General features: G+C 63.2%; 15 protein-coding genes. 8 read left to right on the top strand and 7 right to left on the bottom strand.

All coding sequences use genetic code 11. The features are described from left to right. Positions 1-134 precede the first annotated feature (134 nt). A complete protein-coding gene (locus tag SP6_RS19275; RefSeq protein ID WP_042469523.1) occupies positions 135-404 on the bottom strand; it encodes a hypothetical protein in 270 nt (89 codons plus the stop codon). 224 nt (positions 405-628) lie between these two features. On the opposite strand from SP6_RS19275, the gene mobQ reads away from it, so the two are divergent. From mobQ to SP6_RS19310, 7 genes are all read left to right on the top strand, one after another. After that, positions 629-1666, top strand: coding sequence for a MobQ family relaxase (gene mobQ / locus SP6_RS19280; RefSeq protein ID WP_042469524.1), 1038 nt, complete (start codon positions 629-631; stop codon positions 1664-1666). A gap of 39 nt (positions 1667-1705) precedes the next feature. Next, a complete protein-coding gene (locus SP6_RS19285) occupies positions 1706-2020 on the top strand; it encodes a type II toxin-antitoxin system RelE/ParE family toxin (RefSeq protein ID WP_232254031.1) in 315 nt (104 codons plus the stop codon). A 122-nt stretch (positions 2021-2142) separates the two neighbouring features. After that, positions 2143-2448 (top strand): HigA family addiction module antitoxin, encoded by a 306-nt coding sequence (locus SP6_RS19290; RefSeq protein WP_233419836.1) that lies wholly within the window; start codon positions 2143-2145, stop codon positions 2446-2448. Positions 2449-2606: 158 nt separating this feature from the next. Further along, positions 2607-3263 (top strand): RNA polymerase sigma factor, encoded by a 657-nt coding sequence (locus SP6_RS19295; protein WP_042469527.1) that lies wholly within the window; start codon positions 2607-2609, stop codon positions 3261-3263. Beyond that, positions 3229-4218 (top strand): FecR family protein, encoded by a 990-nt coding sequence (locus tag SP6_RS19300; RefSeq protein ID WP_164521909.1) that lies wholly within the window; start codon positions 3229-3231, stop codon positions 4216-4218. Before SP6_RS19295 ends, SP6_RS19300 begins: the two co-directional genes overlap by 35 nt. A gap of 82 nt (positions 4219-4300) precedes the next feature. Next, complete coding sequence (locus tag SP6_RS19305) at positions 4301-6820, top strand: TonB-dependent receptor (protein WP_082052596.1); 2520 nt, start codon at positions 4301-4303, stop codon at positions 6818-6820. A 29-nt stretch (positions 6821-6849) separates the two neighbouring features. Further along, entirely contained in the window at positions 6850-8406 is a 1557-nt protein-coding gene (locus tag SP6_RS19310; RefSeq protein ID WP_042469529.1) for a purple acid phosphatase family protein, read from the top strand. Between the two features lie 138 nt (positions 8407-8544). Here SP6_RS19310 and SP6_RS19315 read toward each other — a convergent pair whose 3' ends face one another. Beyond that, positions 8545-8757 carry a T-complex 10 C-terminal domain-containing protein gene (locus SP6_RS19315; RefSeq protein WP_042469530.1) on the bottom strand — a complete coding sequence of 71 codons (213 nt, stop codon included), beginning with the start codon at positions 8755-8757 and terminating at the stop codon, positions 8545-8547. A gap of 602 nt (positions 8758-9359) precedes the next feature. Here SP6_RS19315 and SP6_RS19320 point away from each other — a divergent pair. Further along, positions 9360-9914, top strand: coding sequence for a recombinase family protein (locus SP6_RS19320; RefSeq protein ID WP_042469537.1), 555 nt, complete (start codon positions 9360-9362; stop codon positions 9912-9914). A gap of 8 nt (positions 9915-9922) precedes the next feature. On the opposite strand, the gene SP6_RS20655 is transcribed toward SP6_RS19320, so the two are convergent. The 5 genes from SP6_RS20655 to SP6_RS21315 form a co-directional block, all read right to left on the bottom strand. Continuing rightward, the gene (locus SP6_RS20655) at positions 9923-10360 is read right to left on the bottom strand and encodes a recombinase (RefSeq protein ID WP_082052597.1); all 438 of its coding nucleotides are present in this window, start codon (positions 10358-10360) and stop codon (positions 9923-9925) included. A gap of 78 nt (positions 10361-10438) precedes the next feature. Further along, complete coding sequence (locus tag SP6_RS19330) at positions 10439-11506, bottom strand: replication initiation protein (RefSeq protein ID WP_053003322.1); 1068 nt, start codon at positions 11504-11506, stop codon at positions 10439-10441. A gap of 418 nt (positions 11507-11924) precedes the next feature. Continuing rightward, positions 11925-12212 (bottom strand): hypothetical protein, encoded by a 288-nt coding sequence (locus SP6_RS21590; protein WP_042469533.1) that lies wholly within the window; start codon positions 12210-12212, stop codon positions 11925-11927. Beyond that, on the bottom strand, positions 12205-12405 hold the full coding sequence (locus tag SP6_RS19340; protein WP_042469534.1) for an antitoxin VbhA family protein: 201 nt from the start codon (positions 12403-12405) through the stop codon (positions 12205-12207). Before SP6_RS19340 ends, SP6_RS21590 begins: the two co-directional genes overlap by 8 nt. Next, on the bottom strand, positions 12402-13148 hold a 747-nt coding region (locus SP6_RS21315), incomplete at its 5' end, for a hypothetical protein (protein ID WP_439645779.1). The genes SP6_RS19340 and SP6_RS21315, both read right to left, overlap by 4 nt.

A 13148-nucleotide genomic window follows, 5' to 3' on the forward strand; every position in this document is an offset into this window, starting at 1 on the left:
CATGTCGAACTCGGCAGGATCAAACTTGCCGGCCGGGGGATCGTGACGATCGGAGCCGAGCAGATCACGCCCCCTTCCGCGTTCTACCGGGCGGCGGGGATCGTCGTAGCGATCATCGTCACGGTCGCGGTCCATCAGCGATCCTCCCCGGGCAGCGTCCACCCCTCGAACGGTTTCTTGTCCTGGTCGCGGCTGATGCGGTGGGTCAGCTCGGAGACGATGCCGGCGAACCGCTTGTCCTTGCTGGCGGCGTCGATGAGCAGCCCGCCCAGGATGATCTTGCGGCGGGTATCGAGACGGCGACCTTCGGCCGCGACACGGGCGTTGAGCGCGGCGAGACGGGCCTTGGCTTGGTCCACCCGCTTTTGCGCCAAGTCGATAGATTCGCGTGTCGGTGCCGCCATACCTTCTCCGCGTGAAAGCACGATAACGAAGTGACTATAGCGCAACCCAACGAACGAAGCCACCCGAGACGACGGTAGGAGACAAGGGCGCACTTTAGCATTACTGCGTAATGCGTGCGGCAGGGGCACCTGCACCCATGTCGCTTGTGCGACAGCGGGGCCTCCGCCCCACACCCCGACCAGCGCAACGCCGCTGGACCACGTTGGAGAAGGCAGGCGCGGCGATGGCGATCTACCATCTGGCGGTGAAATCGGTGTCGCGCTCGACCGGGCGCAGCGCGGTCGCGGCGGTCGCGTATCGTGCCGGCGTCTGTCTCGAAAACGAGCGCGACGGCCTGGTCCACGACTACACGCGGCGGAGCGGCGTCGAGGATGCGTTCATCGTCGCGCCGGAAGGCGCGGAGTGGGCTCAGGATCGATCGGCGTTGTGGAACGCGGCCGAGGCGGCGGAGAAGCGTAAGGACGCGAAGGTGGCGCGAGAGTACGAGCTGGGGTTGCCGGCCGAGCTGGACGCCGGCCAGCGCCGCGACCTGGTTCGTGCTTTCGCGGAGGATATCCGCGACCGCTACGGGGTGGCGGTCGATGCGGCGATCCATGCCCCGCATGATTACGGCGACGATCGCAACCACCACGCGCATGTCATGACGACGACGCGGGAGGTCGGGCCGGGCGGACTGGGGGCGAAGACGCGCCAGCTCGACGTGCGCACAACGGCCTCGGTCGAGGTGGAGGCGATCCGCGAGCGGTGGGCCGGCATGGTCAACGACGCGCTGGAACACGCTCAGGTGCCGGAGCGGGTCGATCATCGCAGCTATGAGCGTCAGGGGCTGGATATCGAGCCGACCGTGAAGATGGGCCATGCGTCGGCCGCGATCGAGCGGCGCGCCGAGCGCGAGCAGATCGCGGCCGGCGAGGAACCGCATGCCGTCACCCCGCGCGGGCAGATGAACGAGGCGATCATGGAGAAGCGGGGATTGGGCTTCTACATCGAGCGCGGTCAGGAGCGGATACGGGAGTGGTCCCACCAGCTTCGCGAGCGGGCCGAGCTGGCGATGCAGGGCATGTCGAGCCTGGTCCAGGGCGCGGCGCGGGCGATGCGATCGGGGTTGCAGACCAGCGCCGGCGACGGGTTCGACGGCCTGCCGGCGATCGACCAGTCACCCCGCCGCGAGCAGACCGGTCCCGAGCTGGATCAACCGCAGATCGAGCGCGATCGACAGCGGGACCGGCAACACGACCACGATATCGGGTTCGGGCGGTAGGTCGCCGGCAAGGAATCGTTTTCGGCAGAGTGTAAGGTAATGCTTGACAACTGTCAGGAAATGCCTTACAATGTGTCTATGATAAAGACATACACCAGCAAGGCGCTCGAAGCCTTCGCCACCGAGGGAGATGGCTCAAAACTTCCCGTCCAGAACCACAATCGCGTCCGTCGCATCCTGCGCACGCTGGATGCCGCTACGAAGCCCGAGGACATGCATCTTCCGGGCTTCCGGTTCCACGGATTGAACACCAAACCCAAACGCTACGCGGTCGATGCCAGTGGCAACTACCGGGTCACATGGGCTTGGGATGACGGCGATGCGATCGACGTGAACATCGAGGACTATCACTGAGGAGGGGCATGCCCCCTCAAAATCTGTCAGTCAACGCTTGACATGTAAGGCTTTAGTTTACACATAGGGTTTATTACAGAGACGCATGATGATCCGGGATCGGCCCGGACAGGAGACAGATGATGAACCAGCTCGTATCCGGCCTTGCCCCGATGCACCCCGGTGAGCTGCTGCGGGAGGATATTCTGCCCGCGCTCAACAAGCCTAAGGCGGAGATCGCCAGGCTGCTCGAGGTGTCGCGGCAGACCCTCTACGATATTCTCGCCGAGAAGCAGGATGTCACCCCGACGATGGCGCTTCGGATCGGCAAGCTCACCGGCACCTCGCCCGAGATGTGGAGCAACATGCAGCGCAATTACGACCTGTCCGTGCAGGCCGTGAAGGATGCCGATATCATCGCGCGGATTCCGACCTTGGAAGCCGCCTGATCCTTTCCCGTTTTCCCGTCGAGGTTGGGGCATTTCGGGAAAAGTGAATTGGGAACAGATTCCGGGAAAAAGCCCGCCTCGCTGTCCCATTTAAGCCGGCAGCGAGGCGGGCTTTCTCATGCGACCTTCCCAATCGGGAGGCCAAGATGCGGACACCGATGCATCAGCTTGTCACAAAAAGGGGGCATGTGCCTCTCGTGGCAGATACGTTCGACATCCGAGCGCAGTGGCTCGCGGCGCATGTCCTGCCGCATGAGACCGTCATTCGTTCAAGGCTTCGTCGGATCAGCGGCTTGACGCAGGCCGACATCGACGACCTTGTTCAGGAAACCTACGCCGTGCTGGCGGCGAAGAAGACGGTAGCGGATATCGCCGATGCCCGTGCCTATGCCCTTCAGACCGCTCGATCCCAGTTCCTGTTGCGACTCCGTAAGGCTAAGATCGTACCGCTCGACTATGTAGCCGATCTGTTCGAGTTCGATGCACCAGACCCTGCGTCCCCGCTTGATGACCGGACCGCCGCCAAGGACGAACTGCAAAAGGTGATCGACGCGATCGAGGCGTTGCCACCACAGATGCGCCGCGCCTTCTGGCTCCGACGTGTGGAGGGCTGGTCGCAGCGCGAGATCGCGACTGAGCTAGGGCTTTCCGAAAGCACGGTCGAGAAGCATATAGGCCGTGGCATAAAGCGTCTCCTCGAACAGTTCGGGCGTGGCGGAAACCGGAAGCGAGCGGCATCTACCAGTGCGACCGATGTGGAACCGCAGGAGAGCCGGCCCCTTGAGCGACCGTCGCGAGTCCGCGGATCAACTTGACGAGGAAGGCGCACGCTGGGCGGCAAGGATGGATCGCGGCCTGACGAAGGTCGAGCAGGCGGCTCTTGATCGCTGGCTGGAGGGAGACACACGGCGGCTGGGCGCCCTCGCCCGCGCGCGCGCCGCATGGTTCCATGCCGAACGCGCCAGTGCCATTGGCGGTATGCCGACATCTCAGACCGCCATAATCGCGCCGAACCGCAGAATGGCGCTTCTGGGCGGCGGGGCTTTGGCTGCCACCGTCGTCGCGGGGGTAATGGGACTATCATGGCGGCGGCCTTCGTCGGGCAGTGAGGCAAGCGGCATCGGCGAGGTTCGCCGTGTTACCCTTGCCGACGGTACCGTCGTGACGCTTGATGCGGCCTCCCACCTCACTACTGCAATCGATCATGTGCAGCGGGTTGTCAGTCTTCTGACGGGCCAAGCCTTTTTCGAGGTGGCGCATGATCCGGTGCGCCCCTTTTTCGTGCGGGCGGGCGCTGCCGTAATCCGCGCGATCGACAGCGACTTTGTCGTGAAGTTGCGGCCGGACGCTACCTGTGCGGTTCTGGTGCGTGCCGGGGTAGTTGCACTGACCGATGGCTTGGCTCCGCTAGCGGCCGGACGCCTGCTGGGAGCCGGGTGGGAAGCGACGGTGGCGACCAAAGGGGACCAGACCGTACCGCAGGTGACGCGGCTTGCTCCGCAAAGCTTCGACCGGCTGCTGGCGTGGCGGGAGGGGCAGCTTTCCTTCGCGGGCGACACGTTGGCCGAGGCTGCTGCCGAGTTCGAACGATATAATTCGGCAAAGATTGTCGTACCTGACGCCTCGCTGGCGGCGGAACCGATCACCGGTCTGTTTGCCTCCAACGACCCGCTCGGTTTTGCGCGCGCAATTGCGGTAAGCCTCGGTGCCCGCGTGACGATGCGCGGGGATGATATCGTCATCGCGCGAGTGGCCCGCGGGACAACCTGACATGACGAGTGGCGGAAACGGTCACCGCCGACATCTCCCCTGATGTGGTGCCTCAGAAGCCACACGAAGGGGGAAGCTTTCAATGCCGGAACTGAATCATCGCGCCTGCTGGGCTGCCGTTACCCTGGCGTGCGTCGCCCAGCCCGCGGCGGCACAGACACTGCGCTTCGATGTTCCGGCTCAACCAGCGGTCAACGGCATTCCAGCCTTCTCACGGCAGGCAGGCGTGCAGATCGTCGCGCCAGCCCGGAAGCTCGCCGGCAAGCGGACCAATGCCGTTAATGGTACCTATTCCGTTGAGGTAGCGCTTGCCAAACTGCTTGCTGGAACTGGTCTCAGGATTGGGTTGAGGTCTGGCACGAACATCAGCCTCGTTCCCGACCAGTCCGACCTGCCCGCGGGTGTCTCGCCTGCCGCCGCCCCGCCTGCTGCAAGGACCGATCAGTCAAGTGACACAGGGATCGGCGATATCGTGGTGACGGCGACCCGCCGGTCGGAGTCGTCACAGAACGTGCCGGCCGCGTTGACCGTGATCCGCGGATCGCAACTCGCCGAGCGCAACATCCGCACCGTCAATGATATCGAGAACAGCGCGCCCAGCCTTGAGGCGACTGCCCAGCTTGGCACGAGTCAGACGCAATTCGCGGTGCGCGGCGTCGGGCTGACCGATTATGCCGCCAACAACACGGGCACTGTCGGCGTCTACATCGACGAGGTAAACCACCCTTATGCCGTGACCTTCCAGGGTTCGCTCTTCGATATCGACCGGGTTGAGGTGCTGCGCGGCCCGCAAGGCACGTTGTTCGGCCGCAACACCACCGCCGGCGTCGTCAGCATCACGACGGCCGCGCCGCAATCAACGTTCGGCGCTGCCCTCATGGGCGAGTATGGCCGCTTCGACGCGGCGCAAGTGGAGGGCTACGTAACCGGACCGCTGAGCGACAGCCTTGCCGGCCGGCTTGCCTTCAACATCGACCAAGGCGGCGCATGGCAGATCGACCGGACGACAGGCCGCCGCCTGGGTGACAGGGATCGTTTCAACGGGCGCGTCAAGCTCGCCTGGCGACCGGGAGGAGCCACGCAGGTCGATCTGTCGGCGCATTACGATCGCGACCGCTCGGACGGGCGCGGGCTGCAGCTCCGGCTGCCCTTCCAATCACATAATTTTCCCCCACTTGGCATTCGCTACCCCGCCGACACCAGCCAGCGCGCAACCGGCTTCGGAATCTCGCCGATCTTTGCGCAACTCACCGGACAGCGGTTCGACGCCAAGCCAAACCTGAACAACGAGGGCTATGGCGCATCCGTGCGGCTGCGCCATGATTTCGGCTGGGCCGAACTGACCGCGATCATCGCGCACGAGCATTTCGATCGCAAGGAGTTTCAGGATTTCGATGCAACCAACTCCAACGAAGGCGGCGAGTATTTTTTCAACAAGATAGACACCCAGTCCGAAGAGGTTCGGCTGGCGTCGCCCACCGATCGGACTTTCCGCTATCTTGTCGGCGTCTATCGCTCGGACGAGCACAACAATGGCGGCTTCATGTCGGATTTCACTGATGTCGCGTCGCTGCGCAACATCTTCTCCACTCGTTATCGTCAACCCGTGCGATCGACGGGCGTATTCGCCAACGGCGATCTGGCCCTTTCCGACCGGCTGACCTTCTCGCTTGGGGGGCGCTACGAACATGAGGTGCGTAAGCTGGACGACTTCATCAGCGAAATCGTCTTTCCCGTACCGCTGGTGAACGTGAGGACTCGTCAGCGTCTGGCGCGCGGCGAATGGTCAGGCAAGGCGGCGCTGACCTATCGGATCGATCCGAACGTTATGCTGTTCGCCGACATCGCACGCGGGGTGAAATCCGGGGGATTTACGACCTACAACAGCGGGCTGCCGGGCCAGATATCACCGTTCAATCCGGAAAAGCTGCTGTCCTATGAAGCCGGCTTTAAGTCCACGGTGCTCAATCGGCGCCTTCAGGTCAACGCGACTGGCTTCTACTACGACTACCGCGATCAGCAGTTGCAAGGCGTTATTTTCAGTCAGACCCAGCGCATCGGCCGCATTATCAACGTGCCACGATCCCACATTTATGGCGGAGAGGTCGAGATCATTGCTCGACCTGTCGATGCTGTCGAGATCAGCCAATCAATCGGTTACAAAACCGGTCAGTACGACGAATTTATCTTCGTCAATTCACCAGCGACGATCGCGTTGCGCGATCCCGTCACAGGTTTCTACAACACCATCGTCACCAGCGATCAGTCGGGCGAGCCGCTGCCTAACTTTCCTCGCTTCGACTACAAGGGCGCGGCGTCCGTTTCGTTCGACTTGGGCGGCTGGAAGGCGAGACCCGAGATCAACTACAATCACCGCTCCAGCACGTTTCTTACCACCTCGAACACCCGGCTGCCCGGCTATTGGCTGGTCAACGCCAACCTGACCCTCACCGCGCCTGATGGACGGCTGTGGTTCGGCGGCTACGTCAACAACCTGACCAACGCGCGTTTCTACGAGACCGCCAACGCCTTCGTCACGGCCGCCACCTTCACGCCGCACGAGGTGATAACCTATGGGATCAGGGCCGGCATCCGCTACTGATCGGGATTTAGGTGGACGGGGATGGGCGAATGGACGGCAGCTTCGACATCAACAGGCGGCGGCTGCTCGCCGCTGCGGGCATAGCCGCAGCGCTGCCTGCGGCGGCGACAGTGCCCGCACGTCGTTGGACCTCCGAGCCATCGGTATCAGGCGCGCCTGCCGTTGCCGGCCTTCATCTCCAATTCGGCGAGGACGCTACATCACAAATTGTCGTCTCCTGGCACGCACTGGAGAGCGTGCAGCGTCCGCAGGTGGTTCTGGGACACCCTGACGGCACCCTGCTCCGAACGGTTGACGCGGTGGAGCGAAGCTATGTGGACGCCAAGTCCGGGCAGCGGGTCCATGCCTTCCATGCCCGGTTGGACACCCTGACCCCCGATACCGAGTATATGTATGCCGCAGTTCATGACGGCGCAGGCCCCGAGTTCGGCAACTTCCGGACGGCACCGCGTGGGCGCGCGACGTTCACCTTCACCAGCTTCGGCGATCAGGGCACGCCGACGCTGGGTCGTCGCTTCGTGCCCCCTGCCGGCGTCGTGCTGCCTAACGCCCCATTCGTGAACGACAATCTCGGCGGCCCGGCGGGTGCCGACACCACCACCGGCATCGAGCGCATCCGTCCGCTGTTCCACCTGTTCAACGGTGATCTGTGCTACGCCAACCTTGCGCAAGACCGGGTAAGGGCGTGGAGCGACTTCTGGACCAACAACAGTCGCAGTGCCCGCAATCGCCCGTGGATGCCGTCTGCCGGCAATCACGAGAACGAGCTGGGCAACGGCCCGATCGGCTACCGCGCCTACCAGACCTATTTCGAGCTGCCCTCGGCTCCCGGTCAGGACGAGACGACGCGGGGGTTATGGTATGCATTCACCGTTGGGTCGGTTCGGGTCGTCAGCATCGCCAACGACGATGTCTGCTACCAGGACGGCGGCGACAGCTATGTGCGCGGCTACTCGGCAGGTCGGCAGAAGGCGTGGCTGGAAAGCACGCTACGCGCTGCGCGGGCGGATCGTGCGATCGACTGGATCGTAATCTGCATGCATCAGGTCGCGATCTCCACTGCCGACAAGTTTAATGGGGCGGACCTCGGCGTGCGCGAGGAATGGCTGCCGCTGTTCGATCGCTTCGGCGTGGATCTGGTCGTATGCGGGCACGAGCATCATTACGAGCGCTCGCACCCCATCCGCGGCGCGGAAGCCAACCCGACACGCACGCCCGTTCCTCGCGGAACCGCACTCGACGTCATCGACACCACGCAGGGCACCGTCCACATGGTGATCGGCGGCGGCGGCACGTCGATACCATCGAATGAGCTCTTGTTTGAACCACCACGATGCCGCGTCATTACTGCCGTCCAGGCTCCTGATCCGACGACCGGCAAACGACGTCCGGTCTACGTCGTCGAGCCGGCACCATGGTCCGCGTCCCGTAATGCGGCGCACGCTTACGGCTTCGCGGCGTTCGAGGTGCGACCTGATGCAGCCGATGGCATGACCGAGATCAAGGTCACCTATTATGACGTTCTTCAGCCTAACGGAGCTTTGCAGGCGTTTGAAAGCTTCTTTCTTCGTCGTCCACGCCGCTGACGCACGATCTCTGTTCTCAAAACCGTGATTCAGTGTTTTTTGAGAAGCTGATTTGCTTCTCGAAATACCATCCTTGTGGGAATCGGATCAGGTTCTACCAGCGGCAGGGATAGCCAGACAGCGGTGGTGGCCAGGGGGTCACCGGAGCCGGTGTTCGCCCGCGCCATCGAACCGCACCAGGCGGCGGCTGCCGTCCGGATCGATGCGAACGACGGTGCCGTCCGGAGTGTCCGCGTTCGCCACATAGATCGGGAAACCGGCATCAAGGTGCGATCGGGCGGCACGATCGCCGTCGCGTTCGATCCCGCTCGCGATCATCGTCCAAATATCGACAGGTCCGTTGCCGCTCATAGGTTGAGAGTCATACAAACCATTTGGGTATGATGCAAAAATCATAGGTTTTGCATCACTAACGAGTGTGTCTAGCAAAGCGCGCGAGCAGGATCAGGCAACCGGCCACTGCAATAACACCGACTATTTGGAGGGCCGAGGTGTACGCGATCTTGGCGGCCATCGGCGCGCCCAGGCCAAGCCAATTGACTGCTACCGCTAGTGCGCCTGCGATGGCGCCGCCAGCGAGGTAGCGCCATGCTCCAGCCCATCCCCGAGGCGTGAGTAGCACGCCGATGAAGTAGCATGCAGTCGCACAGACGGCGACCCAGCCGAATAGTTCGGCGAAACCTCGCCACCCGGTTGGGCCGATACCATCCGCCAGGCCTGCTAATCCGATGAAAGCTGCTGGTAGGATAGCAAGGCATCCAAGCCCTCTACCGATCGATGACTGCTGCATTTGCCGTTCCCCCGATAACCTTGATCCAAGGCTAGCTAGAGGGGCATTGGCTTGCCATCGGTTCTCTCGATCTTGATGCAAAACTCACAGGTTCTGCATCGCCTCGGGAATGGCAGAAATCCGGGCACTTTCGTGATGCATATATCCGATGCACAATGATTGCATGATCTACGGCTATGCGCGCGTCTCCTCCAATGGGCAGAACCTCACCCAGCAGGTCGCCCAGCTCCTCGCTGCCGGCTGCGTGAAGGTCTACCAGGAGAAGGCCAGCGCCGCGTCGGCCGAGCGGCCGAAGCTCAAGCGCGCGATCGGCGCGCTCGATGCTGGCGACGTGCTGATGGTGACGGCCACGGATCGCCTGGCGCGCAACACCCGTGACTTGTTGAACATCCTCCATGCGGTGAAGGAGGCAGGGGCCGGCTTCCGCTCGATCGCGGAGCCGATGGTGGACACCACTTCGCAGTTCGCCGAGGTCGTCATCGCCGTGCTGGGGATCGCGGCGAGCTGGGAGCGCCAGCGGATCGTGGAGCGCACCGCAGTCGGCCGAGACCAGGCCAAGGCCCGTGGGGTGAAGTTCGGCCGGCGAACCGCCCTCACCCCCCATCAGCAGGCTGAGGCGCTACAGCGGCTCGCCAGGGGTGACACGCAACGCACCGTCGCGGCCCTGCTCGGGGTGGATCAGGCCACGATATCCCGGCTCTCGCGACGGCAGGGGTGACGATCGCGCTACCCTTCGTCAGTGCGGCCGAACAGGCGACCGAAGAACCCTCGCTTGGATTCTGTAGGGCCGGGTCCGGCCAGCAGTCCAATCACTCGGGCTTGAGCCTCACGCCTTTCCTCATCCGATTGATCGAGGCGACGGCGAAGGTCGTCCACCACTCCGTCACGGTCACGAAGCTGTTCACGCAACAGCTCAATTTCCCGGCGCAACCCCCCTGTTTCGATTAGGGTTTCCACGTTTCCTTTACCCGTTTCCGGCCGTGTTGGTTCAACCGTTTCCGGCTGCTTTGGTGGAAACACCCTAAATAGCTCGGAGGTGTCGATAAGGTAGCCGTTTTCGGTTTTCTCAGCATAGCTAAGACGGCCAGATTTTAGGGCTTTTGAGACGGTCCCCTTGCTGACACCTGCCAGCTCTGCCCCTTTGGTCATCGATACGGTAGCCATAGTTCACACCCCGTGTTTCCAACCGGGAGCCATGACCGGTTTTCCTACGGTATCCCGCAACCCTACTAGGAACAAGGATCAGGGTTTCGCCCACTTCTCCGCGCAACCCCTTACCCATGTCGTCCAATCAGCGCGCAGAGCATCCCCCCGCAAGTTTCGCCGCCTGTCAGACCGGACGCGAGCGTATTGGTCCGCCAACCGCTGGATCGCGTGACCACCACCGTGGGCTAGGCCGATCGCATAGAGATCCGGCGTGCGATATTCCGACACCTGGTCGTCGGCGGGCCACCGGAGTTCGTCCGAGATCGACAGGTTCGCGACCGTGGCGGCGATGATAGCCGCAGGGTCAACGAGGGTTTCCACCGTACCGTCGCGGCGTGCGCGCCGGCCAGCCCTATGACGTTCGTTCTCCTCTTCCGCTGCTACCGCGGCGATCGGGGCTTTGCGGCGAAAGGTGATCGCTATTTCCGTGACCTTGCGACCGCTGCGCTTTGCCACGTCCCACGCGACAGAGAATTGAGGGACGAGCTGATTTATCTCGGCCGTTGCCGCATCGAGGACGAAGCGGCGCAGATCGGCGAACGACCCATAGCTTCCTTCCGGTACGCCGAGCTTGGCGCGCAACGTGGCAACGTCACCCCGCCAGATCGGAACATCGCGACGGTAGAGCAGCGCCCCGAGCTGGTAGAGTTCGAGCGCGTATTTGCTGTCGAACGCCAGCACTGTTTCCCGGTGTAGTAGGGCGTAGGTCGCGCTGTCTTTCAGCAGGTCGCGAGCGCGTCGGGTAAACCGGTAGATCAACCACCCCTGCTCACCCCCCTCGAACGTTTCCTCGACCATCTGAAACGTGCGCCGGCCCCGGTCGCCCTCGACCTGATCGGGCATGGCAAAGAAGATACCCATCAGTTCGTCGATCGTGTCGGTTAGGCGGTCATTGGAATTGTGGGAGCCGCGCAGCATCCGTTTGGCGATACGATGCTCCTGATCGCGCCAGGCATCGCCGGCAGCTTGGTGCATCATCAGAGCGAGAACCTTGCGAGCCGACAGGCTAAGGGAAACCCCGCGTGCATAGCGTACTTCGACCAGCTCACGCGGCTGTACGATCGTGTCAGAGCCTCGCTCCTTCTCGATCCGTGCAACCTCCATCGTCCGCCCAGGCTTGTCGTCTGCTCCACCACTCATAGCGGCACCATCACCCGGTATAACGGGATGGTCAACTATCATGAGATGAGAGCGACTAGCTTCTCATTTCACGCACCCCGTTCCTCACAATACCCCACCCCAAAACTCATGATGCCCCACCCCATTTCTCATGATACCCCACCCCATTTCTCATGATAGGCCGGAATCAACGTTGTAATTCAGCGGGATACGACCCCCCTGAATCATAGAATCAGTAGAATCTAGAATCATCGCGGGCGCGCGAGGCTAGCGTCGCATGATGATAAGCGGAATCGGCCTTCGCCCGATGCGCCGATGATGCGTGCCGGCTACGCCGTCACAAGAGCGGCCTACCGGCCGCAGGCTTGGCGAAGGAGGGGGTGGGGCCGGGGACATCGTGCCATCATTCGCCGGTCGTCACACGGCGAGGGGATTTGCCGTTACGATCGTAGACGACGATCGCAGACACGCCCGAGGCAGCGATGCGATCGATCAGACGGTCGGCTTCCTCCATCCGGTCGCTGGGCCAATCGCGGGCGACGTGGACAGACACGTCACCGACCTCGACGGTCAGGTGGGAGATGGCGGGATCGAGGTCGAGCAGCCGCGCCATGTCGGCCTGCGCTTCAGCGGTGATGCGGTGCAGATCGTCCCCGACCATGACGAGCTGCCAGGTGCGGGTGTCAGCCATGCTGCACGGTCACGGACGCGAGGATGGCGGCGGTCAGCTCGTCGCCGTCAATTTCACCGTCGATGTAGCGGGTGTTAAGCTCCTCGACCTCGCCTGACAGTATGCCCCCCTCGTAGCGGACACTGCCCCGCGCGAAGTCGATTTCGCGTTTACGCCGGCCGCGCTCCGCATCGCTGATGGGCGCGCGGGTCATGGCAGCAACCACCCGCTGTAAGTCTTGGCATCGGGGTTCGCCCCGAAGCACCAATACGATCCGTCCCGCTTTTCCCGCTTCCAGCCATGATCCTTGGGGCAGGCGGCGATGGCGGGGATGGTCTGTTCGCTGGCCTGATCGATGCGGCGGGCGAGCTTGCCGTTGACGGTGTTGGCCCAGTTCGCGGCGGCCACCTCATCACGGGCGCGGGCATAGCCCGACGTTTCACCGGCCCCGTTTCCGAGGTGATAGCCATAACCCAGCGAGAGCGGCACCAGCAGGGCGAAGCCGGCGAGCGCGCCGTTCCACCACCTGTCCCACCGGCGCCGGCGCTGTTCATGGGCGCGACGATCGGCGGCATCGGCGGCAAAACGATCGGCCAGGGCGGCGTGCGCGGCCGTGTCAGCGTCGATCCGACGCCGCAGGGCCTCTCCCGCCCCGGCAAGGCCATCTGCGGCCCCATGACGCGCTCCGGCCTCCGCACGGGCTGCCAGAACCGCAGGATCGACCAGGCGGGCCGCTATGGCCTTGTCGCGGGCTTCCTCGTCCTCCGCGCGCTGGGCGTCCCTGGCGGCGGCATCTGCAAGGCTGGCGCGCACGTCGGTCACCAGATCGCGGAAGGAACCCAGGACGGCGAGGATGCGATGAATGTTGGTATCGAGGTGGGAAAAGAAGCTGTGCGCCTGGGCGGCATCGGCAGCACCCCGCGCACGACCAGCAGCAGAGGGCGGTGGATCGGGGGG

The sequence above is a fragment of the Sphingomonas paucimobilis NBRC 13935 genome (genome assembly GCF_000739895.2).
Taxonomy (GTDB): Bacteria; Pseudomonadota; Alphaproteobacteria; order Sphingomonadales; family Sphingomonadaceae; genus Sphingomonas; species Sphingomonas paucimobilis.

Excerpts from the sequence above, each read along its gene's own strand:
- SP6_RS19275 (WP_042469523.1), bottom strand. The coding sequence starts at position 404 with ATGGCGGCACCGACACGCGAATCTATCGACTTGGCGCAAAAGCGGGTG.
- mobQ (WP_042469524.1), top strand. The coding sequence starts at position 629 with ATGGCGATCTACCATCTGGCGGTGAAATCGGTGTCGCGCTCGACCGGG.
- SP6_RS19285 (WP_232254031.1), top strand. The coding sequence starts at position 1,706 with ATGCTTGACAACTGTCAGGAAATGCCTTACAATGTGTCTATGATAAAG.
- SP6_RS19290 (WP_233419836.1), top strand. The coding sequence starts at position 2,143 with ATGAACCAGCTCGTATCCGGCCTTGCCCCGATGCACCCCGGTGAGCTG.
- SP6_RS19295 (WP_042469527.1), top strand. The coding sequence starts at position 2,607 with ATGCATCAGCTTGTCACAAAAAGGGGGCATGTGCCTCTCGTGGCAGAT.
- SP6_RS19305 (WP_082052596.1), top strand. The coding sequence starts at position 4,301 with ATGCCGGAACTGAATCATCGCGCCTGCTGGGCTGCCGTTACCCTGGCG.
- SP6_RS19310 (WP_042469529.1), top strand. The coding sequence starts at position 6,850 with ATGGACGGCAGCTTCGACATCAACAGGCGGCGGCTGCTCGCCGCTGCG.
- SP6_RS19315 (WP_042469530.1), bottom strand. The coding sequence starts at position 8,757 with ATGAGCGGCAACGGACCTGTCGATATTTGGACGATGATCGCGAGCGGG.
- SP6_RS19320 (WP_042469537.1), top strand. The coding sequence starts at position 9,360 with ATGATCTACGGCTATGCGCGCGTCTCCTCCAATGGGCAGAACCTCACC.
- SP6_RS20655 (WP_082052597.1), bottom strand. The coding sequence starts at position 10,360 with ATGGCTACCGTATCGATGACCAAAGGGGCAGAGCTGGCAGGTGTCAGC.
- SP6_RS19330 (WP_053003322.1), bottom strand. The coding sequence starts at position 11,506 with ATGGAGGTTGCACGGATCGAGAAGGAGCGAGGCTCTGACACGATCGTA.
- SP6_RS21590 (WP_042469533.1), bottom strand. The coding sequence starts at position 12,212 with ATGGCTGACACCCGCACCTGGCAGCTCGTCATGGTCGGGGACGATCTG.
- SP6_RS19340 (WP_042469534.1), bottom strand. The coding sequence starts at position 12,405 with ATGACCCGCGCGCCCATCAGCGATGCGGAGCGCGGCCGGCGTAAACGC.